This window comes from Paraglaciecola sp. T6c, assembly GCF_000014225.1.
Lineage (GTDB): Bacteria > Pseudomonadota > Gammaproteobacteria > Enterobacterales > Alteromonadaceae > Paraglaciecola > Paraglaciecola atlantica_A.
The window spans coordinates 3,905,632-3,930,195 of the sequence record NC_008228.1 but is presented as its reverse complement, the minus strand read 5'-3'; the positions used below and the strand labels follow the sequence as shown (position 1 = coordinate 3,930,195).

Here is a 24,564-nt window from a genome sequence, read left to right as displayed (position 1 = left end):
TACCTAAGACTAGGTTTATCACCACGTTAATCTTGTACTGTTGTTACAAAGACAGTCGCCCCAATTGCACTGGAATAGGAATAATAACAATGCTTCAACGCAGCCAGTATCCCCTCAACAGTACGCATCATTTATGAAAACCTTACCCTTATACGAGAAAATTGGCTACGCCATGGGGGACGCGGCTGCGAATTTGGTGTGGCGTGGCGCCTTAGCTTACTTAGCTGTGTTCTATACCGATACGTTTGGCTTGGCAGCGTCTGCTGCGGCTATTTTATTTTTGGTGGTGCGCCTGACCGATGGTGTAACAGACATCATCATGGGGATGATTGCTGATCGTACTCACACCGCTTGGGGTAAATTTCGACCTTGGATTTTGTGGTCTACCCCTTTTTTAGGGGCGTTTATGGTGCTGTGCTTCACCACACCAAACTTGAGTGACACAGGCAAATTAGTTTATGCCTATTTGACCTACATAGGTCTAACGCTGGCGTACACCGTTAATAACGTCCCTTATTCTGCTTTGATGGGGGTGATGACCGAAGATGATAAAGAGCGCACTAGCTTGTCTGGATTTCGTTTTGCTGGTGCCTTCGTGGGAGGCTTATTTGTGATGGGTTTTCTGCCAAGCCTAGTAGCTATGTTAGGGAGCGGTGACGACGTGCAAGGGTATCAGTACACCATGTATGTGTTCGCAGGCCTATTAATGGCTCTTATGGTGACATCCGTCGCAACGACAAAAGAGCGGGTTATTCCCATTGAACAAGTGCGCGGCAGCTTTCGCAGTGAGTTATGGGATTTAGCCAAACAATCTCCTTTTGTACTTGTGCCACTGCTCTCAATGAGCCTATTTTTCTATTACCGCAATCTTGCGACTGGCGTTCTGTTTGTGCTGGTTTTCGCAACCGCTACCTGGTTGGTGCGCCGGATGTTAAGTCGTCCTCGGGGAGATGTGTCAGGTACCCAGCAAGACATGCTCGATCTGTTGACGAATCGCCCTTGGCTTATTCTACTTGGGATGGGCTTTCTTACTATGATGTTCAACGGTATTAAGTACAGCGTGATTGCATATTACTTCAAGTACTTTGTGGGCGATGAGTTACTCACAGGCCAGTATTTTATCGCCTTGTTGGTAGTGTCAATCATAGGTGCACTGTGCACTAGCTACTTAGCGAATAAGCTTGGTCGGCGAAATTTGTTTATTGTTGCCCTGCTTCTAAGTAGTGCCCTAACGTGCGGGTTTTATTGGATACCAGGGGAAGACATTGGCTACATATTTATTCTTGGCTGTAGCGCGGAATTTTTTGCTGCAATGATGCCAACCTTATTCTTTAGCATGTTAGGTGATGCCGCTGATTACTCAGAATGGCGGAACGGTCGCCGGGCGACTGGCCTTGTATATTCCGCGGGGACTTTTGTGCAAAAAACCGGTAACGGTTTCGCAGGCGCGTTGGTGCTGGTTGTGTTGGCGGGCTATGGCTATGACGGTATGGATGCGAGCACGATTGAAGCCTCACTCCCTGGCATGCAACAGCTTATGAGCTTTATTCCCGCAGCTTTTGGGTTAGCCGGAGCATTGCTGATGCTGTTTTATCCATTAACGGATAAAAAGCAACAGCTAATGAACACCCAGCTTATTGAGCGCAGAAACGCCATTCAAACTAATCATCAATAGCGCTTTGGCTTTTAGGCCGCGTATTTACTTAGAGAGAGTTTTCCCATGATCGAGCCGTCCACTGATGCCATGAATACCGAATTTGGCTATTTTGATGATCAGCAAAAAGAATATGTCATTTCCACGCCGTTTACGCCATCCCCATGGATAAACTACCTAGGTAACGATGGGTTTTACGGGTTAATTTCGAATACTGCTGGTGGCTATAGTTTTTATCAAGATCCCAAGTTTCGCCGTTTAACGCGTTATCGCTATAACAGTGTGCCCGTCGATACGTCAGGCCGTTATTTCTACTTAAAATGTGATGATGAGATTTGGTCTGCCTCGGGCCGACCTGTGGCTAACCAACCCGAAAAATACCAATGCCGACATGGTATGGGTTACAGCCGTTTTCTCGTGAGTCACCAAGGGATCAATTCTGAACTTACTTGCTTTGTACCTTTAGGTGAAAAGGCTGAAGTGCATCGATTGACCCTTAAAAATACTGGCGCTAGGCACCGAAAAATCAGTTTGTTTTCTTATATCGAGTGGTGTTTGTGGAACGCCGAGGATGACGGCACTAATTTTCAACGGAATTTGTCCACTGGTGAAGTGGAAGTAGAAGACGGTGTTATTTATCACAAAACCGAATACCGCGAGCGCCGAGATCACTATGCATTTTACTCGGTTAATCAACCCATCAACGGGTTTGATACCGACAGAGAGCATTTTTTAGGGCCTTATCGAGGTGTTGAAAACCCCTTATGCGTTGAACAGGGCCAGTCTGCGAATTCTCATGCCCATGGCTGGTCGCCTATCGCTTCACATCATGTAGAAGTCGAGTTAGCGCCGGGTGAAGAGCGTACCCTAGTGTTTGTTTTGGGTTACTGTGAAGTGGAAAAAGCTCAAAAATGGCTATCTCCAGGGGTCATCAATAAAACGCCGGCGCAAGAACTGATCAAGCGCTACGCCGATAACCACAGTGTGCAACGGGCGTTAGATCATTTGGCGACACACTGGGACACCTTGTTGGGTAACTTTCAAATTAACAGCCCAGACAGAAAATTTAATCGCTCACTTAATATCTGGAATCAATATCAGAACATGGTGACTTTTAATTTGTCACGCAGCGCTTCATTTTATGAATCAGGGATCGGGCGCGGCATGGGCTTTCGTGATTCAAATCAAGATACCATTGGTTTTGCCCATATGGTGCCGGATAAGGTCAAAGAGCGAATTTTAGATCTCAGTGCGACGCAAAAATCAGACGGCTCGGCATATCATCAGTATCAGCCTCTGACTAAAAAAGGTAATGCCAATATAGGTGGCAACTTTAACGATGATCCCATGTGGATGGTGTTATCAACGGTTAATTATATTAAAGAGACGGGGGATTTTTCGATTCTCACTGAAAAGGTGGGGTTTGACGGTGATGAAACTGGGGAGCCAGACCATTTTGAACATTTGAAGCGTGCTTTCGAGCATGTGGTTAACAACCTTGGGCCCCATGGGTTACCGTTAATTGGCCGAGCAGACTGGAATGATTGCTTAAACCTTAATTGTTTTTCTGACGATCCAAACGAATCCTATCAAACCACCCAGCGCGGTAAGTCTGACGTTGCAGAGTCTTTGATGATCGCGGGCCAGTTTGTGCTTTACGGTCAAGATTTTGTGCAACTCTGCTTGCAACTAGGCAAGGCTGAACTGGCCCATTATGCACAAAAGCAAGTCGATGCAATGCGCGATGCTGTGCTCAAGCATGGTTGGGATGGGGAGTGGTTTTTGCGGGCCTACAATGCCAAGGGCGAAAAAATAGGCAGTCACGAAAATAAAGAAGGCCAAATATTCATAGAATCTCAAGGGTTCTGCGTGATGGCAGGAATTGGCATGCAAGATGGCAAGGCACGCCAAGCACTCGATTCTGTTGGAAAACGATTAGCCACGCCTCACGGCATCATGCTGAACCAACCAGCGTTTAGCGAGTACGATAAATATTTGGGGGAGATATCTTCATACCCGCCCGGTTATAAAGAGAACGCGGGCATATTTTGTCATAACAATCCGTGGATCATGGTGGCAGAGGCCATGCTAGGGCGGGGCGATAAAGCACTCGAATATTTTTCCAGTATTTCGCCTGCTTACTTGCAAGACGTTAAAAGCCTGCATAAAACAGAGCCCTATGTGTACAGCCAGATGATTGCTGGGACTGATGCTGCAACGCCGGGCCAAGCTAAAAACTCATGGCTAACGGGTACAGCGGCTTGGTGCTATTACGCGGCCAGCCAATATATATTGGGCATTAAACCGGACTATGCGGGCTTAACGATAGCGCCTTGCATTCCTGCTGATTGGCCTAGCTTTGCTGTGTCGCGCCGCTTCAGAGGTGCGCATTATAGTATTGAGGTACGTAATCCCGATGGCCTTGGGTCAGGCAAGGTGCAGCTAGAAATTGATGGTAAAAAAGTGCAGGGCAATCTCGTTGATTACAGTCAATTCAACGGTGAGCATCACGTGATCGCGACAATCGTCGGTTAAGCAGAGCACGCTAGCGGTCTGTTGAGGTGTGAATAACGCCCTCGCTGCATAAGCATCGAGGGCGTTTTATGACCTTTTGATTGCCTTTATTCGGTTAAGAGCCAGTATAGGTGTTGAATGCTTTTGTTCCCCACAAGGGAACGGTCGAAAGACTATGTTTAAAGCTGCCTGATGTCTCTTTCGTGGAGTAAGAAACATACATTAGGGTTTGACTGCGTGCATCAAAAATTCGGCGTATTTTCATGCTCTTGAAAAATACACTTTTGGATTTTTTGAAGACCACATCTCCGGATTCTGACTTGTCGATTTGGGCAATCATTTCAGGGGTGATTTCCCCAGTTTGACGACAAGCGATAGAGCTGTCCGATGGATCGGAAAAACTAAGATCGGCTTCAATGCTTGCTACATGGCAGGTTACACCACTGACAATGGGGTCTTGCAGTATATTTAGCTTAATGTCTTTGGTGGTAAATAAGCCTAAGCTCACATCACCCACTTCGTTTGAATCACATGCACTTAACAGAAATACACTGCTGATGACGACTAGTATTTTATTCATATCTCACTCACTAAGGGGATGTTTTCTTTAGTGTAATGGATTTTTGATGGGATAAATATCTTGTTAAGTATCGTTAGGCGCAGGGCCTGTACTTTGGCGAACGATTAGCTCAAACGGCAATTCAACGTATCTTGCTTGATCAGATTTACCCGATAGTTGCTCTAGTAACAGCGCCATACAGGCCTTGCCTATATCTTCCAAGGGCTGGTGGATCGTGGTCAGGGCTGGGGTCATTAACCTAGCGTAGCGAATATCATCAAACCCCATGATAGATATGTCTTGGGGAATGCGAAAACCATTCTCTTGCAAGACACTCATGGCGCCGATGGCCATATCATCACTGAAGCAAAACACTGCGGTGGGTCTAAGTCGCAATTTGAGTAACTGCTCCATGGCGCCGATGCCTGAATCTAAGCCGTAATCTCCGCGAATGATTAACTGCTCGTCTACCTCGATGCCGGCGTTATAAAGTGCGGCTTGATAACCTTCTAAGCGCTCGAGCGTGCTAGGTGTGTCCCGCGGGCCCATGACGGCAGCAATACGCGTGTGACCAAGGCTTAAAAGGTGCTCAACTGCTGTACGAGCCCCAGCGTTATTGTCAATCATGACTTTGCTAATACCTTCGATAGGGATTGATTCACAAGAGTTGACGATAGGCGGCAGTTGTTTGGCCGCAGGTTGATTTTCATTGAGATTAAATGGCATGTGGAAGGTGAACAAGAGTACACCGTCTGCTTGGCCCGATTGCGCCATATTCGCATAGTGCTTTTCACGCTCGGCTAAGCCTTGGGTGTCACCCAGTAAAATAGAATAACCGGCTTTTTGCGCTTCACTTTCAATCGCGCGGATAATACCAGCATTAACTTGATTGGTGATGTCCGGCATGACAACGATAATATTGCCACTTTTTTGGGTGCGCAGATTGGCGCCGAATCGACTCGGGGTATATCCGCCTTCTTCGACTGCCTTCATGACTTTTTTGCGGGTTTCTTCACTGACAATATCGGGATTGCGCAGTGTCCGCGACACTGTGGCTGGGGATACCCCAGAAATAGCTGCAATGTCCTTAATGCCTAACTTAGCCAAAAAATTCTCTCTTGTTCGATAGCCGTGATTAAGCATAGGTTAGCCGCAGAAAAGCAACCTGTAAACGTTTTCAAATTGTCTTAACTGGAATGCAAAACTATCAGGTGAAAAAACTAATATGAATCAGAGTGTTATATTATTTTCGGCGTAAATGATATTAGTGGGAAATGAAAGCAAAAAGGCTTTTCATTTGTATGATAATTATGCACAGGGTGCGTAGCCACGCATAAACATGGCTACACTGTGATTATTGATAGGCAGCGTGTCTAGTGCTGCCAAGCGGGTTGTTGGTCTTCAAATGCTTTAATTTTGGCATCAAGCTCTAAGGTTTGCCCAATGGCGTCTAAACCCTTAATCAAATTGTTTTTATGGTGAGGGGCAATATCAAAACCTATCACCTGCTCATGAAAACGCACTTGTTGTTGGGGTAAATCTACCACGACCTGACATGCTGGATCTTGTGCAACAGCGTCGAAGAGGGCGTCAATTTGCGCGCTTTCAAGTTGCACAGGTAACAGACTGTTATTGATGCAGTTACCGTAAAAAATATCAGCAAAGCTGGTCGCGATAACGACTTTAAAGCCGTAATCATCGAGGGACCAAGGCGCATGTTCGCGGCTAGAACCACAACCAAAGTTTTCACGGGTTAGCAAAATACTGGCCCCTTGATACTCAGGTTTGTTTAACACGAAATCAGGGTTTGGCTCTTGTTCGTGAAGATCCAAATAACGCCAATCATGAAATAAATGCTTTCCGTAACCGCTTTTCGTCACTGACGTTAAAAACTGCTTAGGAATGATTTGGTCAGTATCGACATTGGCTTGATTTAACGGCGCCACATGACCGGTATGAACGCTGATGCCAGCATTGGCTGGGCTAGATTGATTGCTCATGGTTATTCCTAATAATTAATCGTTGGCAATGAAGTCACGGGTATCGGCGAAACGCCCGGCTAAAGCTGCTGCTGCGGCCATTGCAGGGCTGACCAAGTGTGTACGAGCACCGCGGCCTTGGCGACCCTCAAAGTTACGGTTGCTGGTAGAAGCACAGCGATCACCTTGGCTTAGAATGTCATCATTCATGCCTAGGCACATTGAACAACCAGGTAAGCGCCACTCAAAGCCTGCATCGAGGAAGATTTTATCGAGTTGCTCGGCTTCTGCTTGTGCTTTAACTGCCACAGAACCTGGTACCACAATAGCGGTGACGTTCTCTGCGACTTTGCCTTGCTTAGCAATCGCGGCAGCCGCACGCATATCTTCAATACGGCCATTGGTACATGAGCCGATAAATACGTGATTTACGGTTAGATCTGCTAATTTTTGACCTGCTTGTATATCCATGTATTTCAACGCTTTAACGGCTGAGTCACGGTCGATAGGATCACTAAAGTCTTCTGGCGCAGGAATAGGCTGATTGACCCCAATCACTTGGCCTGGGTTGGTGCCCCAAGTCACTTGTGGTGCGATGTCTGTAGCGGCCAGTTCTACCACAATATCAAATTTAGCATCTGTATCTGATTTAAGGGTCTTCCAATAGGCTACAGCGGCATCCCAGTCTGCGCCTTTTGGCGCATATTCACGACCTGCAAGGTAGTCAAATGTGGTTTGGTCAGGGGCAATTAAGCCAGCCTTTGCACCGGCTTCAATGCTCATGTTACATACTGTCATGCGCTCTTCCATGCTCAAACCTTCAATGGTGTCACCGCAATATTCGATAACGCATCCTGTGGCACCGGCATGACCAATTTTACCAATAATGGCTAAGATGATGTCTTTTGCCGTTACCCCAAGTGGGCGAGCGCCATTGACCTTAACTTGCATGCACTTACCTTTACTCTGCTTAAGAGTTTGGGTCGCGAATACGTGCTCAACTTGAGACGTTCCAATACCAAAGGCAAGTGCGCCGAAAGCACCGTGGGTGGCTGTGTGTGAATCGCCACAAACCACAGTCATTCCTGGTTTGATTAGGCCAAGTTCAGGGCCCATTACATGTACAATACCTTGCTTTTGATGACCCACAGGGAACAACTGAATGCCGTTAGCTTCGCAATTGTCTGCTAGGGTTTGAAGTTGTAGTTTGTTCGCTGGGCCGCACGCATCTATGGCGAGAGAGCGCGTTGATATGCTGTGATCCATGGTGGCGAAGGTCAGATCAGGACGACGGACTTTACGTCCTTTTTGCGCCAAGCCATCGAACGCTTGCGGGGAGGTAACTTCATGGATTAAATGACGATCGATATACAATAATGCATCGTCGCCGATTTCATCGACAATATGGGCCTGAAATATTTTGTCGTATAAGGTGGTACTCATCTGGTCTTTCCTTTATGCGTTTGCGCTGGCGATAATATTCGCTATATAGTCGCCTACTTCACTGGTCGATTTGGCTTGGTCGTGGTTTTCTGGGCTAAGTAGCTCACCGGTTAATACGCCATCTGCCAGCGTTTTCAACACGGCGGCATCAATTGCATCTGCAGCGTCATTTAGATTTAAGCTAAATCGCAGTAGCATAGATGCTGATAAAATTTGCGCAATGGGGTTAGCAATGCCTTTGCCTGCGATGTCCGGTGCTGAGCCGCCTGCAGGCTCATATAAACCAAAGTTTTCGCTGTTTATGCTAGCTGATGGCAATAAACCCATTGAGCCTGTAATCATGGCGCACTCGTCTGAGATAATGTCCCCGAACAAGTTTGAACATAGCATCACATCAAAATCGCCGGGGTAACGTAATAATTGCATGGTCGCGTTGTCAATGTAGATGTGTTCTAGCGTCACGTCTGGGTAGTCTTTAGCGACTTCTTCGGTGACTTCACGCCATAAACGACTGCACACTAATACGTTAGCTTTATCAACCGATGTGACTTTTTTGCCACGTTTTTGTGCGGCTTCAAAGGCACTGATGGCGATACGGCGAATTTCTTTTTTGCTGTAACGCATGGTGTCATAAGCGAATTGCTCTTCGCCTTCACCTTCGATGCCCTTTGGCTGGCCAAAATAAATACCACTTGTTAGTTCGCGTACAACAAGGACATCAAAACCGCTGGCGGCAATATCTGCACGCAGAGGAGATAAAGACTCAAGACCCGGATAGATTTTCGCTGGGCGCAAGTTACTGAACAAATCAAAGTGACCGCGTAAAGCCAATAGGGCTGCTCGTTCAGGGCGCTCCTCCAACGGTAGGCTGTCCCATTTTGGGCCGCCAATGGAGCCAAACAAAATGGCTTGAGCATCTTCACAGCCTTTCAGCGTTGCCTCAGGTAGGGCTTTACCGTGATTGTCGATGGCGATTCCGCCAACATCAAATTCATTCAGCGTAAACGTCAGATTAAATTTTTGCTCTACAACTGATAATACTTTCTTCGCTTCTTGCATGACCTCTGGGCCAATGCCATCTCCCGCTAATACGGCAATGTTATAATTTGACATGTGCTACTTAAACTCCGGCAGTTTGTGTTTGTTGCTTTTTCTGGTGATCAATTTGATCGGCTAAATGAGTGTTATTCAATACGTGGATCAGGGCTTTGACGCCTGATTCAACGATATCTGTGGCTAGACCAATACCGTTAAAACGACGACCATTATATTCAACAATAACGCTAACTTGGGCGAGGGCATCAGCGCCTTCTCCTTTTGAATCAAGCTTGAAGTCGACTATTTCAAGTTGTTCATGGCCTAGTACTTTAATGATTGCTTTGTAGGCGGCATCTACTGGGCCGTTGCCGGTACAAGACTCGATGATTTCCTCTTCGCCCACTTGTAACTTCACCGTCGCGCTCGGGATGATCTCTTTGCCCGAACTGGCTTGTAAATAAAGTAGCTTGTAGTGTTCGTCAGCAGGTTTTTGTTTGTCGAAAAACAGCAAGGCTTCAAGGTCGTAATCGAACACTTGGCCTTTTTTATCCGCTAATTTTACAAATGAGGCATACAAAGTATCTAGGTCGTAATCTTCGGCTTTATAGCCAAGTTCCTCAAGACGGTGCTTGATAACGTGACGACCCGAACGAGAGGTTAGGTTTAAGTTGTTTTTATTGATCCCGACACTTTCAGGGGTCATTATCTCATAAGTGTTTTGCGCTTTTAAGACGCCATCTTGGTGAATCCCCGAAGAATGACTAAAGGCATTGGCACCGACAATCGCTTTATTTGATTGTACCGGCATATTACATAGTTGGCTGACTAGTTTTGAGGTGCGAGATATCTCGTGACTACGAATGTTGGTGTTCAGGCCTAACATGGCTTGACGGGTTTGCAAAATCATGGCGATTTCTTCTAGCGAGCAATTACCCGCACGCTCACCAATACCGTTAATAGTGCATTCGATTTGACGAGCGCCGTACTCAACTGCGACTAACGAGTTGGCAACCGCCAGTCCTAAATCGTTGTGGCAATGCACAGAAATAGTCGCTTTATCGATATTGGGCACGCGATTAAATAAGTTTTGAATAATACCGCCAAACTCCGTGGGGGTGGTGTAGCCAACGGTGTCAGGAATGTTAACCGTCGTCGCGCCAGCGTTAATCGCTGACTCAACCATGCGGCATAAGTAATCAATCGGGGTTCGGCCCGCATCCTCACAAGAAAACTCAATGTCGTCAGTGTAACGCCCTGCGTGCTTAATGGCGTTAACGGCCATCTCGACGACTTCGTCTTGAGACTTACGCAATTTGTTAGCGACATGAATATCTGAGGTGGCGATGAAGGTGTGTATTCTGAAATTGTCGGCAACACTTAATGCTTCGCCGCAGGCATCTATGTCTTTTTCTAAGGCGCGAGATAAGCCGCAGACTGTGGCATTTTTTACTTCTTGTGCGATGCTGCGAACTGAGCGAAAGTCGCCAGGGGAGGAAACCGGAAAGCCCGCCTCAATGATGTCCACACCAAGTCGTTCCAGCGCTAAGGCAATTTGTAGTTTTTCTTTCATACTCAAACTGGCTGCTAGCGCTTGTTCGCCATCACGTAATGTGGTGTCGAATATTTTGACTTGGTTGGACATGTGTTTTCCTCTTTGAATGATCAGCGCTTGTTTAGGCACTTAAACGAAAAAACCCGTGCTGCTAAGCACGGGTTTTTAGTTATTGTTTGCGTTTCGCTTACAACCTACCCGTGCAGTCTTGCTGCCAGCAGAAGTAGAGTTGATAGTAGTAATGATGTCATTATTATAAGCTCGAAACGTCAGTGCGGTATTTGTAACTCTTTGCGGCTTATGCGTCAACCTTAGTTAACAAATTGGCATAGAACAAAATTGCATATAAGTTTGATTTCTATAGGAATACAAGCTAATCCGACCAGATTATCAAAGGGACTTTGCCCCATGGCTTTTCTCAGCGGAAGTTTTTCCAGTTGATACTGCCAGATAAAAGTAACTCGCGCAGTGTTAGGGTGCGAGGTTGGCTGCGACCTTTGTGATTCCATGTGTGGCCACAGCAAGCGGCGCTAAAAACGGCTTTGCTGGGGCGCAATAGAAGCTGTTGACTGTTTGCAGTGTTCGGTGAATTTGCAGGGTTTTGAAACGCCGCAACGCTAGCTTGGTCTGTGTTTACGCTCGTTCCATCCATATTGAACCAACCACATTTATTACTATGTAAACGCTGGTTGTCGGTATCAATTCGATCAATGGAATCAAGCTCTAGGTGATCGCCATTCAAATCGCTTATATAAATAGCGACAGGCAGGCCAGAGCGGGCATATTGAGTAAACCACGATTCAGTTTTGCTAGCGTCATGTTTTTTAGCAATGCAATTTGCACTTTGTTTGGCTTGCCAACTGGCATTGTGTACATCCACTAATAGCGGGCCGTTATGATGAATAAAGTGATAGGCGGCGCGTTTAATATGATGGCGTAAACCACCAAGCTTGCGCTGTAGTAAACTGATGTTAGTAAAAGGGTGTTGCGCTAAGGTCATTAGCTCACGCTCATAAAGCGCATTGCAAATTTCAGCAAAATGAGTCTGCTGATGTGAGTCAGTGAATATATTTACTTGGGGCTGCGCGGGAGGCGTGACCATAATAAATGAGGGGCAGCATGTGCTGCCCACTTACATCTAAAAGCCCTAATAAGCACTAGGGCGCTTCAGATATAGGTCTTATTGACCCTTTATTTCTTTACGTCCACCGTATGTTGCAGCGTCACCTAGTGCTTCTTCAATACGCAATAGTTGATTATACTTAGCAACACGGTCAGAACGACACAATGAACCTGTTTTGATTTGACCCGCCGCAGTACCCACCGCTAGGTCAGCGATAGTGGCGTCTTCAGTTTCGCCACTACGGTGAGAAATAACCGCTGTGAAGCCTGCATCTTGCGCCATACGAATCGCTTCAAGTGTTTCCGTTAATGAACCGATTTGGTTGAACTTGATTAGAATCGAGTTAGCTACACCGTTATCGATACCGCGCTTAAGGATTTTGGTGTTAGTTACAAACAAGTCATCGCCAACAAGTTGTACTTTGTCGCCGATTTTCTTGGTTAAACTTGCCCATCCGTCCCAATCGCTTTCGTCAAGACCATCTTCGATTGAAATGATAGGGTATTTAGCTGCAAGGTCAGCTAAGTAGTCACCGAAGGTTTCTGAGTCAAATACTTTACCTTCGCCTTTAAGATCATATTTGCCATCTACATAAAACTCAGATGATGCACAATCTAAGGCAAGGGTTACGTCTTTATTCATTTCGTAGCCGGCATTTTCAACCGCTTGAATAATGACTTTTAGGGCTTCTTCGTTAGACGCTAGGTTAGGGGCAAAACCACCTTCGTCGCCTACTGCGGTGCTTAAGCCTTTAGCAGATAATACTTTTTTCAAGCTATGAAATATTTCAGCACCCATGCGCAATGCTTCACGGAAGTTAGGCGCGCCTACTGGCTGAACCATAAATTCTTGAATATCGACGTTGTTATCAGCATGCTCACCACCGTTGATGATGTTCATCATAGGGACTGGCATTGAATATTTGCCAGCTGTGCCGTTAAGCTCAGATATGTGCTGATACAAAGGAATTTGTTTATCAAGCGCAGCTGCTTTAGCCACAGCAAGTGATACTGCTAGGATAGCGTTGGCACCAAATTTTTCTTTGTTTTCAGTACCGTCTAAGTCGATCATGATTTGGTCGACTTTCTTCTGATCAAATGCACTGTTGCCTAACAAGGCTGGGGCGATATCTTCGTTGATCGCGGCGACTGCTTTTAGTACGCCTTTGCCTAAATAACGGCTTTTATCACCATCGCGTAATTCTAACGCTTCACGAGAGCCGGTAGATGCGCCAGATGGTGCAGTAGCTCTGCCCATTGCGCCTGACTCTAAATATACATCTGCCTCTACAGTGGGATTACCACGAGAGTCCATGATTTCACGACCAATGATTTTACTGATATTTGACATAGTTGTTGCCTTGTTTATAAAAATTTATCGTTTATCTGCGAGCAGATATTCTGAGTTTTCAATCGTTACTCTGCCTAGTTTTTACGCGGGGCACACGAGGCCCCAATGTTAACTGGCTCTAATTATTATTTTTATAATATTCGCCCGCAGCTTTAACAAACCCTTCAAACAAAGGGTGACCGTCACGGGGTGTAGAGTTAAATTCAGGGTGGAACTGACCTGCGACGAACCAAGGATGATCGCCTAATTCAATTACTTCTACTAGACGTTTATCAGTAGACAGACCAGTTACTTTTAATCCTGATGCTTCTAATTTATCACGTAAATTGTTATTTACTTCATAGCGGTGACGGTGACGTTCGTATATTTCTGCTGAACCATACAAATCGTGCACTTTACTACCAGGAATGAGGTGGCAAAGTTGGCTACCTAAACGCATTGTGCCGCCTAAATCTGACGCCTCAGAGCGTTGTGCCGTGCTGCCATCTGCGTCTAACCATTCTGTTATTAAACCGACAACAGGATACGGTGTTTGTGGATCGAATTCAGAACTATTGGCGCTTTCCATGCCTGCAACATTTCGGGCGAATTCAATAATCGCCACTTGCATACCCAAACAGATCCCCAAATAAGGCACTTTTTGTTCACGAGCGTACTTGGCCGCAGCAATTTTACCTTCAATGCCGCGCTCTCCGAAACCACCTGGCACTAGGATAGCGTCAAGCCCATGAAGGATTTGCTCGCCTTTGCTTTCGATGTCTTGTGAATCGACATAGCGAATATTGACCGTTAAGCGATTTTTTAAGCCCGCGTGTTTTAAGGCTTCGTTGACTGATTTATACGCATCGGGTAACTCAACGTATTTGCCTACCATACCGATAGTGACTTCGCCGACAGGGTTCGATTCAGCGTATAGCACTTGTTCCCACTCGGTTAAATCCGCTTCAGGGCACTCTAAGCCGAAGCGCTGCACGACGAGTTCATCCATACCTTGTGCTTTTAATGCGGCAGGAATTTTATAAATACTGTTGGCATCTTTTAACGAGATAACGGCTTTATCTGCTACGTTAGTAAATAGGGCAATCTTAGAGCGCTCGTTAGACGGTAGCGCGTTTTCTGAACGGCAAACCAAAATATCAGGCTGAATACCAATAGAGCGCAACTCTTTAACGGAGTGTTGAGTTGGTTTGGTTTTTACTTCGCCAGATACCGCTATATACGGAACCAATGTTAAATGCATGTACATGGCGTGGTCACGGCCAACTTCAGTGCCCAACTGGCGTATCGCTTCTAGGAACGGTTGCGACTCGATGTCACCCACTGTACCGCCAATTTCAACGATGGCTACATCTACGCCTTCAGCGCCAGCAATAATGCGACGTTTTATTTCGTTAGTAATGTGTGGGATCACCTGAATGGTGGCGCCTAAGTAATCACCGCGACGTTCGCGTTTGATGACTTCTTCGTAAACGCGGCCAGTGGTGAAGTTATTCCGCTTAGTCATACGGGTACGAATAAAGCGCTCGTAGTGACCTAAGTCTAAGTCTGTTTCAGCGCCGTCGTCGGTGACAAACACTTCACCGTGCTGAATAGGACTCATGGTGCCAGGGTCGACGTTAATGTATGGGTCGAGCTTGAGCATGGTCACATTAAGACCACGTGCTTCAAGAATGGCAGCGAGCGATGCAGCAGCAATGCCTTTACCAAGTGATGATACGACACCACCTGTGACGAAAATATAGTTTGTCATGAGTACCCTAAGGCGTTGGAGTTGAATGAGATTTTTTAATACTGGAGTAGTCTAGCTGCCTTTAAATAGGCGTGACATTATTCAGTACCGGACGGCGCAATAGTATACTCAAACGCAGCCCTACAGACAATTGAAAACCGCTCCAGCTTTGCAAAAAATATACGGAAAATGAGATTTTATTGGTTTACACTACTGAGCAAATAGTAAAAGGATCCGCTTTATGGATAAATTGCGTCCCATTTTGGTTGTTGATGACGTTGAAGCCATCTGCACCTTTATATGCACTGTGTTACAAGGGAATGGATATGTGCATGTTGATACCGCTCACGATTCAGCAGAAGTCATGTCTAGAGTTTGTCGCAAAGATTACCAATTGATTCTGATGGATATCAAATTACCTAAAGTGGATGGCTTGGAATTACTAAGCATTCTTCACGATGAAATTCCTGACGCAAAAATAGTCATGTGTTCCGCTGATACGTCAGAAGAAACCGTTAATCTGGCATACGAAATTGGTGCAGTGGGTTTTTTGGAAAAACCTGTTACTCCCATGAGCTTATTGAGTTTAATGGAGCGGCTCTAGGGCGTGTTAAACATTGCTGTACGAATTTTGGTCTAAATAGAAGCGTTTTATTCGCAAAACAGTCCTGTGAGCCTAGCGGGTTAAGTTAAAGAACTGTAATAACGAGTAAAAGACTTCCAAGAACCCTGCGGGTAGCGCATATGTACTGTTTATACCGCGTTGAATGGTTTTGATTTAGCGCACTAGATCTTCAACCATTCGCCTTGCCTAAACAGCACACAGACCGCTACAAAAATGAACTGCAAAGTTCAGCACGTCCGAGGGGGGGGAATAGTCATTTCCCCTCTAAAAGATATTTATTTATCGAACCAATTTTTTTAGTTGGTACAAGTAATCAAGGGCCTGCTTAGGCGTTAAATCATCGGGCTGAATACTGTGCAGTAAGTCTTCGGCTTCGCTTGTCTGACTGAGCAAGTCCAGCTGCGTCTCTACTTTTTCTGTTGCATAAACTGTATTGACTGGCGATGTCTCTTGTCGACCTTGTTTGGAAATATCACCCGTTTCAAGTTCATGTAATTTGCGTTTAGCCGCTTGTACCACTAATTTCGGCACGCCTGCGAGTTGAGCTACTTGCAAACCATAGCTTTTATTGGCTGCACCATCTTGCACTGCGTGCATAAAACGAATGCTTTCACCGTGCTCAACGGCATCTAGATGCACATTGGCTAACTCTGGCAATGCATCCGCTAGCCCTGTTAACTCGAAGTAATGGGTAGCAAATAAGGTGAAAGACTGCAGCTTGGTCGCTAAATACTCAGCGCAGGCCCACGCTAAAGAAAGGCCATCATAGGTACTGGTACCTCGGCCAATTTCATCCATTAATACCAAGCTATTCGCCGTGGCGTTGTTCAAAATGTTAGCGGTTTCGGTCATTTCTACCATGAAGGTGGATCGGCCAGAGGCTAAATCGTCGGAAGCACCAATGCGGGTAAATATGCGGTCTATCGGGCCAATCTGAGCATCTTGCGCAGGTATATAGCTGCCGATATAGGCCATCAACACGATGAGGGCGGTTTGACGCATGTACGTTGATTTACCGCCCATGTTCGGGCCGGTGATCACCAACATTCTGCGATCTGGGTTAACGTTAATTGGGTTGGCGATAAAGGGGGCATCTGATACCTGCTCTACAACAGGGTGGCGACCTTGACTAAAGTGAATGCCGCTTTGGGGGCATAATTCTGGGCGGTGATAATCAAGGCTTTCAGCGCGCTCGGCTAAATTAGTGAGTACATCTAATTCTGCTAGTGCATCAGCACTTTGCATTAGTTGTGTTAATTGCGGTAAGAGTAAATCGAAAAGCTCATCGTATAAGCGCTTTTCAAGGGCTAATGAGCGACTTTGGCTGCTAAGCACATTGTCTTCGTGCTCTTTGAGTTCTGGGATAATGTAACGTTCGTTATTTTTCAGCGTTTGGCGACGAACATACTCTACAGGCACGAGGTCAGATTGACTGCGGCTGACTTCAATAAAGTAACCATGCACTCGGTTGTAGCCCACTTTGAGGCTCGCGATGCCAGTACGCTCTTTTTCGCGTAGCTCTAATTCTTCTAAATAGTCGGTCGCCCCTTTTGACAGTTCACGTAGGCGATCAAGCTCTTCGTTGTAACCTTCTTTTATGACCCCACCATCGCGGATTAATACTGGGGGGGCTTCAATGACTGCACGTTCTAACAAGTCTGCGAAGTCAGGGTATTGACTGATTTTTTCTGCCAAGTGAAGTAAATCGCTTGGCTGAGCGCTTTCGCTAGTATGACTAATTTCGTGCTCAAGATAATGTTGTATATCTGGCAATAGTGCAAAGGCTTGGCGCAGGCGGGCAAAATCCCGCGGACGAGCACTGCGCAGCGCAAGCCTTGCTAACACGCGCTGCATGTCACCTATTTTTTTCAGGGCACTTTGTAACTGGGTATAGGGTGACTCCATCAACCCTTGAATATTTCGTTGACGTTTTTTAAGCACGGTGACATCTGTTAACGGACGGTGGATCCATCGTTGCAACAAACGACTGCCCATAGGCGTTGAGGTTTTATCAAGAATACTCGCGAGCGTGTTTTCAATACCACCAGATAAATTAAACGTTAGCTCTAAGTTACGCCGTGTGGCGGCGTCCATCACGACTGTGTCGTTGTGGGATTCAAGCACTATTCGGTCAATGTGGGGCAGGGCTGAGCGCTGGGTGTCTTTGATATATTGCATTACGCAACCTGCAGCACAAATACCGACTTGGTGGTTTTGCACGCCAAAACCAGATAGCTCATTGGTACCAAACTGGCTAGTAAGCTGGTTAGTGGCGGTTTGTAAATCGAACTCCCACTGCGGGCGACGGCGTAAACCCTTTCGCTGATTGATAAGATGACTGTAGGCAAAATCGTCAGGGTATAAAAGCTCGACAGGATTCGTGCGTTGTAACTCGGCAGCGAGAGCTTCCTCACCACTGAGCTCACATAGCGTAAAGCGACCGCTGGTTACATCTAAGGTGGCATACCCGAATATCAATTCTTGATTTGCTTTTTGCGTGGGGCAAAAAACTGCGGCTAATATACTGTCTTGTTTATCATTAAGGAGTGCCTCGTCTGATACTGTACCTGGGGTAACAATACGTTGCACTTTTCGCTCAACAGGCCCTTTGCTGGTTGCGGGGTCACCCACCTGTTCGACGATAGCGACTGACTGGCCCATTTTCACTAGTCGAGCCAAATAATTTTCTACCGCATGATAAGGAACGCCTGCCATAGGGATGGCATTGCCGCCTGATTTCCCCCTGGCAGTTAGGGAGATATCGAGTAGTTCGGCGGCTTTTTTAGCATCGTCAAAGAACAATTCATAAAAATCTCCCATGCGATAAAACAATAGAATATCAGGATGTTCAGCTTTAATTTTCAAATACTGCTGCATCATAGGCGTATGCTGCTGCAAAGATGAGGGATTAGCGTTTGTTGACGCTGCTGATGAATTTGTTTTTGGCATTCGCTACGGCACTCTTATCGGGATCGCGATGTAATTTTAACGCTTTGTTTAGTGATCATTGTTTGGCATGCTTATAGTATTCGCTGAATATTTTTCAGCGCGTCAAATAACCCTGTATGGATGTAAATTATGACAAACAATTCAATTCAATTGGCACAACAACTTGGTGAACATCTGCAGCGACTAGGCTGGAGTGTTACCTGTGCTGAGTCATGCACTGGAGGGGGCATAGGATACGCCATCACAAGTACATCTGGAAGCTCAAGCTGGTTTAAAAGTGGTTATATCACTTATTCAAACGAAGCAAAGCAAGTTATGTTGGGCGTGAGCGAGCAAACCTTAAACGAGCATGGCGCTGTGTCTCAAGCGGTGGTGCAACAGATGGCGGCGGGAGCGTCTAAAGCCGCTGGATCAAATGTTGCTGTGTCGGTCAGCGGAATTGCCGGGCCTGATGGCGGAAGTGTAGAAAAACCTGTCGGTACCGTTTGGTTCGGTTTTTCGGTAAATGGGGAGGTCACAACGTCTTGCCAGTGTTTTACGGGGGATCGGCATCAGGTGAGGGCCCGAGCTATTGAGTATGCACTGAATCAGTTAGTCATACATTGTAAAGCAGAGTCATTATCTTCGGGCGGGAAACGGTAAATTACTCCCACTGTAGCAAAGGAAGTAGGATTTAACCTTTCGCTATTATATTAGATAAAAAGGCGCTCTTTAAGCGTTAGCAATATTCAGATAAGGAGTTAATTTTGATCGCAACAGGCACTTTTGAGGTGGACTTAACACCACAAGAAGACGAGGCAGCGCCCGCTGGACGTATGGTAATTAATAAAACCTACCAAGGGGGTTTGGCAGGCAAAGGGCTAGGGCAAATGATCAGTAAGCGCACAGACAATGGTGTTGCAGTATATTTTGCAATTGAAGAGTTTGAAGGAACGCTCAAGGGCAGGGCTGGGACGTTTTCTTTATTGCATAATGGTAACATGTCAGCTGAAACACAATCTCTGAATATTTCAGTGTTGGAAGGTTCGGCCAGCGGCGATTTGGCTGGGTTAAAGGGCGCGATGCGGATCATCCAGCAAGACGGAAAACATAGTTACGAATTAGATTTTGAACTGTAGCTCGTTTCCTTTATTTAAATTTATTCAAAAATAATTGATGAGAAGCTAATGAAGCAAGTATTAGGTAGCTGTTTGTGCAATCGAGTGACGTACGCATGCGAAAATAATTTTAGTCAATTCCACTTATGCCATTGTACGCAATGTCAAAAGGCAACTGGCTCGGCATATGCGGCAAACCTGTTTACAGATGTTGACAATATTAAATGGCTCACTGGAGAGGCCCTCATCATGCGCTTTAACGTTGCTGGACGTAGCATTTCCAATGCGTTCTGTGGTGAATGTGGTAGCGCTGTACCTTATAAGTCTTTGTCTGGTAAAGCGTTGGTTGTGCCTGCTGGCAGCTTAGATTGTGAACCTAATATTCAACCTCAGAGTCAGATTTTTTATACTGAACGAGCTCCATGGTTTGACTCAGTTACAGTATGCAAGAAGTTCGATTCGATGCCTAAGTAACTAAATGCGTGAGCGGAAATTAGCACGTAAAAGATATACATAGACAAAACCTTAGACAGCATTGCAATAAAGGAACTTGAACACTAAAATTCAACGACTCTGCGATTACGACCCTGATGCTGTCTCACAGTGCTCGCAGCTTCTGTGCCTTGATAAGCTGTTACTCTATAAGCCGTACCTTTACATAAAGGTAAACTCATCCTTTGTTAATATTTTCATAAAGTGACTTGTAACTGTATGGTTGTACAGTATACTACGCCCATATAATTTCAATTATCTGTGTCGATTTAGACTTTAACCAAGTGTAAGTGCACGGGCTGAACCATAGGACATACTGATGGACGATAACAAAACTCGCGCGCTAACCGCCGCTCTTGGTCAAATCGAAAAGCAATTCGGTAAAGGCGCAATCATGCGCTTGGGTGACAACCAAGCAATGGATATTGAAGCGATTTCTACTGGGTCTCTTACTATAGATATCGCCTTAGGCATAGGCGGCTTACCGTGTGGACGTGTGGTTGAAATATACGGACCTGAATCATCAGGTAAAACCACGCTTACCTTACAAGCTATTGCTGAAGCGCAAAAAATGGGCAAAACTTGCGCGTTTGTTGATGCTGAGCATGCGCTTGATCCAATTTATGCTGGTAAGTTGGGTGTTAACATTGATGATTTGTTAGTGTCACAGCCGGACACTGGTGAACAAGCGTTAGAGATTTGTGACATGTTAGTTCGCTCAGGCGCAGTTGATGTGGTTGTAGTCGATTCTGTAGCGGCATTGACACCAAAAGCGGAAATCGAAGGCGACATGGGAGATTCACACGTTGGCTTGCAAGCCCGTTTGATGTCACAAGCCTTGCGTAAGCTAACGGGTAACATTAAGCGTTCGAACACCTTAGTCATATTCATTAACCAGATTCGTATGAAAATTGGTGTGATGTTTGGTTCACCTGAAACAACTACTGGTGGTAACGCACTTAAGTTTTACGCTTCAGTACGTTTAGATATTCGCCGTATCGGTGCGATTAAAGACGGTGATGAAGTAGTCGGTAATGAAACTCGGGTGAAAGTGGTTAAAAACAAAGTGGCTCCGCCATTTAAACAAGCTGAGTTCCAGATCATGTACGGTCAAGGGATCTGTAAAGAAGCCGAATTGATTGATTTAGGCGTTAAGCAGAAGCTTGTTGAGAAAGCGGGCGCTTGGTACAGCTACAATGGCGAACGCATCGGTCAGGGTAAAGCTAACGTGGTTAAATACCTTAAAGAGCATACCGAGATGTCTAACGACATTGAGCAAAAGCTGCGCGCTGAACTGCTATTAAAGAAAACCGTTAAAGCAGAAGAGCCTGCAAAAGCTGACGAAGAATAAGTAGAGCTTGTATTCAATAAAAACCGCCACTTGGCGGTTTTTATTATATTATTGATGTTGACAGAAAAATAATTCGATCAAACCTGCTTGGACACCTTGTTATAGTCTTTCGCCCAGCTCTCTGGGAATTTTCCCTGCAGAACGTAGGAGAAGCTGATGAGTTCGGCAATCACGTGGTATAGCTCTTCTGGTATTTCTTGACCTAAATCTAAACTCGCTAAAAATTCACTTAAGTACGGATCTTCATGGATCAACACGCCGCTTTCTTTCGCCAGCGTTATGATTTCATCTGCTAAGTCGCCGAACCCTTTTGCAACTACCTGAGGCGCATTTTTTTTATCACCTTCATGGTGTTTCAGTGCGACAGCACTTCTGGCTTTCGAGTTGTCTTTATTTGTATTATCGGTCACGGGATACCTATTTAAATTCGAATTAGCGTGACTAAACTTTAGTCTGCAGTAGGTGATAAGGTCGTTGACGTAACGTGTCAGGAATTTTTCCTAATTGGCACTGAGTTTTGGTGACTTCTATTCCTAACGCAGTCAGGCGTTTATTAAATAGAGGTAAGTAATTCATTACTTGGTGTTTGGTTTGCTCATTAGAAGTATAAAAGTCTAACTCTAGTGTACCTTGACGCAATTTGGCCTTGGTCAACAATTCCCCTAAATCACCAGCACTTAATTTCATGGTCAAATGCCAAATTCGATTGTTGTCGTTTGCATCCTCTTTCCCGTCTTCTCTTGAATCACTCTCACGCCTGACTAATAACTCGATATCTTGCAACTTATTGCCAAACGCAGAGGGCAAGGTGTAGTAAAAACTGTCTTGACCTTGCAGGAGTTGCTCGGCGTTGCCAATTTTACTACTTTGATGACCAGCAAATAAACGGCTTATTTCTCGCAAGATTTGATGCTTCTGTTCTAGCTGAGCAAACTCATTCAACCCCTTTGAACTGACTGGTGCGCTGCTATTCGTTTTGCCAGAACCCGCGCTCGATTCAGAACTAAAAAGAGAATTAATCCCTTTGGAAAGTTTCTCGCTTTGGTGAGGTTGGTTGCGCGCAAAGCGTGATGCCAGAGATATTTGAATTAACGTTACTAAGCCGCTGAGCATGCCTTGCCCTGAAACAGGGCTAACAATTTGCGTTGCACTTAAACTCAGTGCTTGGTTTGTTAATAGCTGACGTATTTGATTAGCGTCCTGCTCTTTACCTTGAGGTATATTTTGTTTTATTTGTTCCAGTACATGTTCTTTAAGACCTTTTACCCCTGGCTCCTCAATAAACTGCGTATCGTTTAGCGCACTGGCTATTCTGGTTAATGATTCACTGGGCTGCTCAGCTCTTGCTTGCACAACGCGCAATAACGAATGCAGCACTTCTATCGCTTGCGCTTTAACCTTCGGTGTCATTTGCGGGGCGACAATATTCGCTTTATCAACCTGTTCATTGTTTACTGAAGTCCCAGCTTGTCTGCCAATTGGTGGAGTTTTAGCCGTTGTGCTATCAGTAGAGTGTATTGCTGTGGATTTTGAAACGCTATCAGGCTTACTGCCATTGGATAGAATGGTACTGGCTGTCTCAGAGTTTATCGCCTTTGCAGTAGCTTGCTGATCGCCCGTTATGTTGTTCAGAAATTGATTTATTCCCTGGCGAAAGGATGAAGCAGCAGATCCTGCTAACTTTGAGATATGGCTTTGTGACCTATTTATTGGCTGGTGATTTGAAGGCAGCTCTAAATTTTTCCTATCTAGAGACTGATTTAACAAAGGATCTATGATAGGAGCGGCTGACCTTTGCGCGCTGTTGCTCGCAATAAGTAGTAGTGCTCTGTGTGTTTGCGCGTCGACGGGGACATTTAGTGTTTTTAACAGTGTTGCAATGCTGTCGATATTTTTTCCAGTTATCTGTATCTGGGCTGACGGTTTCGTGGTTACTGAATTCAGCTCATCGATATTTTGAATAACCGCCCCACCATCTTTATTTATCGCCAAATGTAATTTTGTTGCGATAGAGCTTTGTAACGCCGTCATTAATAGAGGATTGTTTTTAATATTCTGGGAAGTACTCACATTCGACTGTGAAGTATTTGCGCCGATATTCGCGTCGCGTATCAGGGGTGCTGTCGATGTCAGAGCGCGACCCAATGCCTTGCTATCAATTACTATTTGAGGCGAGTTTTGATTAAAGGGGAGAGTATTCTGTCGAGGTTGTAACGTATTGCCTTGCACTGGCGTCTTTGAGGCTGCATCAACAAGCATTTGTTTAAGCAGCGGCGAGATCTGATCATTAGTGACGTTGGTGATAATGCTTTGAGAACCAGTGTTAAGACTATTAAGTAAAATCTGCCACTGGTTGCCAACCGGTTTAAGCTGCACATTAAGTATTTCCCCATTTCTGAAAGGATTAGGGGCTGGGGAAGAGGTAGATAAACTTACACTGGAACTTTGCTGAGTAGCTGAGCTTGTAAACGTCAATGTTGTTAACTTAGCATCGATTGCGACGACTTGAGCTTGAGTGCTCAATAATGTCGGAGGAATGCGAGCAGCCTGTATTTGGCCAGGTGGTAAGCTTAAAACTCGTTCTAGTTGTTGACTGCTTATCGTTGCATTGGTTTGCTTGGCGCTTGTTGTTTGAGTGCTGGTAAATAGCAGAATTGGAGTGCTAGTCGCTTGTTGAGTGCCTACAGTGGGTCGAGTGCCTATAGCGGGTTGAGGCGCCGCTTTAGGCTGAGATTCGGTTGAGGGCTGAACTGATGACAATGAAGCTGCGGTGGATACTTGCGGCGTCGCCTTAGTAGAGGTTGCCGTGTTTGCAACATCAATGGTAACACTAACGTTATAGCGCAACTTCGGATCGAGTTGACCTTTAATCTCATTTGTTGCGAGCGCAACAGGCTGACCTTGCGCCGTCGAGCTGACCGTCACAAGGGCAGGTGATACTTGCTTAATGATAGCCTCAGAACTATGCCCACTGGTACTTGGCGCGACCTTAGCTGGGTGAGTAGCTTGCGTCGTCTGCGTTGAGGAAATAGGGGGGCTATCTGACATATATCGTTTATCGGCTGTTAGCGAATAATATTAATCTAAATGTAGCATGCTCTTATACCAC

The 24,564-nt window shown here is 45.6% G+C and carries 19 protein-coding genes; 7 read left to right on the top strand and 12 right to left on the bottom strand.

The genetic code is table 11. The annotated features are described in order from the left end of the window. Positions 1–133: 133 nt before the first annotated feature. Positions 134–1,675 carry an MFS transporter gene (locus tag PATL_RS16795; RefSeq protein WP_011576011.1) on the top strand — a complete coding sequence of 514 codons (1,542 nt, stop codon included), beginning with the start codon at positions 134–136 and terminating at the stop codon, positions 1,673–1,675. Positions 1,676–1,720: 45 nt separating this feature from the next. Next, positions 1,721–4,189: a GH36-type glycosyl hydrolase domain-containing protein gene (locus PATL_RS16790; RefSeq protein WP_011576010.1), complete on the top strand. Its 2,469-nt coding sequence runs from the start codon at positions 1,721–1,723 to the stop codon at positions 4,187–4,189. A gap of 94 nt (positions 4,190–4,283) precedes the next feature. Here the strand turns inward: PATL_RS16790 and PATL_RS16785 are convergent, their stop codons facing one another. The 9 genes from PATL_RS16785 to PATL_RS16745 all read right to left on the bottom strand — a co-directional run bounded on the left by PATL_RS16785 (position 4,284) and on the right by PATL_RS16745 (position 14,962). Beyond that, positions 4,284–4,748: a CreA family protein gene (locus PATL_RS16785; protein WP_011576009.1), complete on the bottom strand. Its 465-nt coding sequence runs from the start codon at positions 4,746–4,748 to the stop codon at positions 4,284–4,286. A gap of 63 nt (positions 4,749–4,811) precedes the next feature. Then, positions 4,812–5,834, bottom strand: coding sequence for a LacI family DNA-binding transcriptional regulator (locus PATL_RS16780; RefSeq protein WP_041714000.1), 1,023 nt, complete (start codon positions 5,832–5,834; stop codon positions 4,812–4,814). A gap of 266 nt (positions 5,835–6,100) precedes the next feature. Continuing rightward, positions 6,101–6,727, bottom strand: a complete 627-nt coding sequence (leuD, locus tag PATL_RS16775; RefSeq protein ID WP_011576007.1) for a 3-isopropylmalate dehydratase small subunit — start codon at positions 6,725–6,727, stop codon at positions 6,101–6,103. Positions 6,728–6,742: 15 nt separating this feature from the next. Continuing rightward, entirely contained in the window at positions 6,743–8,149 is a 1,407-nt protein-coding gene (gene leuC, locus PATL_RS16770; RefSeq protein ID WP_011576006.1) for a 3-isopropylmalate dehydratase large subunit, read from the bottom strand. Between the two features lie 12 nt (positions 8,150–8,161). Then, positions 8,162–9,262: a 3-isopropylmalate dehydrogenase gene (gene leuB, locus PATL_RS16765; RefSeq protein WP_011576005.1), complete on the bottom strand. Its 1,101-nt coding sequence runs from the start codon at positions 9,260–9,262 to the stop codon at positions 8,162–8,164. 7 nt (positions 9,263–9,269) lie between these two features. After that, positions 9,270–10,829: a 2-isopropylmalate synthase gene (leuA, locus tag PATL_RS16760; protein WP_011576004.1), complete on the bottom strand. Its 1,560-nt coding sequence runs from the start codon at positions 10,827–10,829 to the stop codon at positions 9,270–9,272. Positions 10,830–11,157: 328 nt separating this feature from the next. Then, positions 11,158–11,841 (bottom strand): hypothetical protein, encoded by a 684-nt coding sequence (locus tag PATL_RS16755; protein ID WP_011576003.1) that lies wholly within the window; start codon positions 11,839–11,841, stop codon positions 11,158–11,160. 78 nt (positions 11,842–11,919) lie between these two features. Further along, positions 11,920–13,212 carry a phosphopyruvate hydratase gene (gene eno / locus PATL_RS16750; RefSeq protein ID WP_011576002.1) on the bottom strand — a complete coding sequence of 431 codons (1,293 nt, stop codon included), beginning with the start codon at positions 13,210–13,212 and terminating at the stop codon, positions 11,920–11,922. A 118-nt stretch (positions 13,213–13,330) separates the two neighbouring features. Beyond that, positions 13,331–14,962 (bottom strand): CTP synthase, encoded by a 1,632-nt coding sequence (locus PATL_RS16745; protein ID WP_011576001.1) that lies wholly within the window; start codon positions 14,960–14,962, stop codon positions 13,331–13,333. Positions 14,963–15,182: 220 nt separating this feature from the next. On the opposite strand from PATL_RS16745, the gene PATL_RS16740 reads away from it, so the two are divergent. Next, on the top strand, positions 15,183–15,545 hold the full coding sequence (locus tag PATL_RS16740) for a response regulator (protein WP_011576000.1): 363 nt from the start codon (positions 15,183–15,185) through the stop codon (positions 15,543–15,545). 300 nt (positions 15,546–15,845) lie between these two features. Here the strand turns inward: PATL_RS16740 and mutS are convergent, their stop codons facing one another. After that, positions 15,846–18,515 carry a DNA mismatch repair protein MutS gene (mutS, locus tag PATL_RS16735; RefSeq protein WP_011575999.1) on the bottom strand — a complete coding sequence of 890 codons (2,670 nt, stop codon included), beginning with the start codon at positions 18,513–18,515 and terminating at the stop codon, positions 15,846–15,848. A gap of 129 nt (positions 18,516–18,644) precedes the next feature. Between mutS and PATL_RS16730 the strand changes: the two genes are divergently transcribed. From PATL_RS16730 to recA, 4 genes are all read left to right on the top strand, one after another. After that, the gene (locus PATL_RS16730; RefSeq protein WP_011575998.1) at positions 18,645–19,157 is read left to right on the top strand and encodes a CinA family protein; all 513 of its coding nucleotides are present in this window, start codon (positions 18,645–18,647) and stop codon (positions 19,155–19,157) included. Between the two features lie 104 nt (positions 19,158–19,261). Continuing rightward, positions 19,262–19,633 carry a DUF3224 domain-containing protein gene (locus PATL_RS16725; RefSeq protein WP_011575997.1) on the top strand — a complete coding sequence of 124 codons (372 nt, stop codon included), beginning with the start codon at positions 19,262–19,264 and terminating at the stop codon, positions 19,631–19,633. Between the two features lie 48 nt (positions 19,634–19,681). After that, complete coding sequence (locus tag PATL_RS16720) at positions 19,682–20,086, top strand: GFA family protein (RefSeq protein ID WP_011575996.1); 405 nt, start codon at positions 19,682–19,684, stop codon at positions 20,084–20,086. A gap of 337 nt (positions 20,087–20,423) precedes the next feature. After that, positions 20,424–21,455, top strand: coding sequence for a recombinase RecA (gene recA / locus PATL_RS16715; RefSeq protein ID WP_011575995.1), 1,032 nt, complete (start codon positions 20,424–20,426; stop codon positions 21,453–21,455). Between the two features lie 77 nt (positions 21,456–21,532). Here recA and PATL_RS16710 read toward each other — a convergent pair whose 3' ends face one another. Both PATL_RS16710 and PATL_RS16705 read right to left on the bottom strand, forming a co-directional pair. Next, a complete protein-coding gene (locus tag PATL_RS16710) occupies positions 21,533–21,865 on the bottom strand; it encodes an EscU/YscU/HrcU family type III secretion system export apparatus switch protein (RefSeq protein WP_011575994.1) in 333 nt (110 codons plus the stop codon). Between the two features lie 31 nt (positions 21,866–21,896). Beyond that, positions 21,897–24,503: a flagellar hook-length control protein FliK gene (locus PATL_RS16705; RefSeq protein ID WP_011575993.1), complete on the bottom strand. Its 2,607-nt coding sequence runs from the start codon at positions 24,501–24,503 to the stop codon at positions 21,897–21,899. Between the last annotated feature and the right edge of the window lie 61 nt (positions 24,504–24,564).

Bases quoted from the DNA above. Each gene is read 5' to 3' on its own strand.
- eno (WP_011576002.1), bottom strand. From the start codon at position 13,212: ATGTCAAATATCAGTAAAATCATTGGTCGTGAAATCATGGACTCTCGT.
- PATL_RS16795 (WP_011576011.1), top strand. From the start codon at position 134: ATGAAAACCTTACCCTTATACGAGAAAATTGGCTACGCCATGGGGGAC.
- PATL_RS16790 (WP_011576010.1), top strand. From the start codon at position 1,721: ATGATCGAGCCGTCCACTGATGCCATGAATACCGAATTTGGCTATTTT.
- PATL_RS16755 (WP_011576003.1), bottom strand. From the start codon at position 11,841: ATGGTCACGCCTCCCGCGCAGCCCCAAGTAAATATATTCACTGACTCA.
- PATL_RS16745 (WP_011576001.1), bottom strand. From the start codon at position 14,962: ATGACAAACTATATTTTCGTCACAGGTGGTGTCGTATCATCACTTGGT.
- PATL_RS16730 (WP_011575998.1), top strand. From the start codon at position 18,645: ATGACAAACAATTCAATTCAATTGGCACAACAACTTGGTGAACATCTG.
- leuC (WP_011576006.1), bottom strand. From the start codon at position 8,149: ATGAGTACCACCTTATACGACAAAATATTTCAGGCCCATATTGTCGAT.
- leuA (WP_011576004.1), bottom strand. From the start codon at position 10,829: ATGTCCAACCAAGTCAAAATATTCGACACCACATTACGTGATGGCGAA.
- PATL_RS16785 (WP_011576009.1), bottom strand. From the start codon at position 4,748: ATGAATAAAATACTAGTCGTCATCAGCAGTGTATTTCTGTTAAGTGCA.
- PATL_RS16740 (WP_011576000.1), top strand. From the start codon at position 15,183: ATGGATAAATTGCGTCCCATTTTGGTTGTTGATGACGTTGAAGCCATC.
- PATL_RS16705 (WP_011575993.1), bottom strand. From the start codon at position 24,503: ATGTCAGATAGCCCCCCTATTTCCTCAACGCAGACGACGCAAGCTACT.
- PATL_RS16720 (WP_011575996.1), top strand. From the start codon at position 19,682: ATGAAGCAAGTATTAGGTAGCTGTTTGTGCAATCGAGTGACGTACGCA.
- leuB (WP_011576005.1), bottom strand. From the start codon at position 9,262: ATGTCAAATTATAACATTGCCGTATTAGCGGGAGATGGCATTGGCCCA.
- recA (WP_011575995.1), top strand. From the start codon at position 20,424: ATGGACGATAACAAAACTCGCGCGCTAACCGCCGCTCTTGGTCAAATC.
- mutS (WP_011575999.1), bottom strand. From the start codon at position 18,515: ATGCCAAAAACAAATTCATCAGCAGCGTCAACAAACGCTAATCCCTCA.
- leuD (WP_011576007.1), bottom strand. From the start codon at position 6,727: ATGAGCAATCAATCTAGCCCAGCCAATGCTGGCATCAGCGTTCATACC.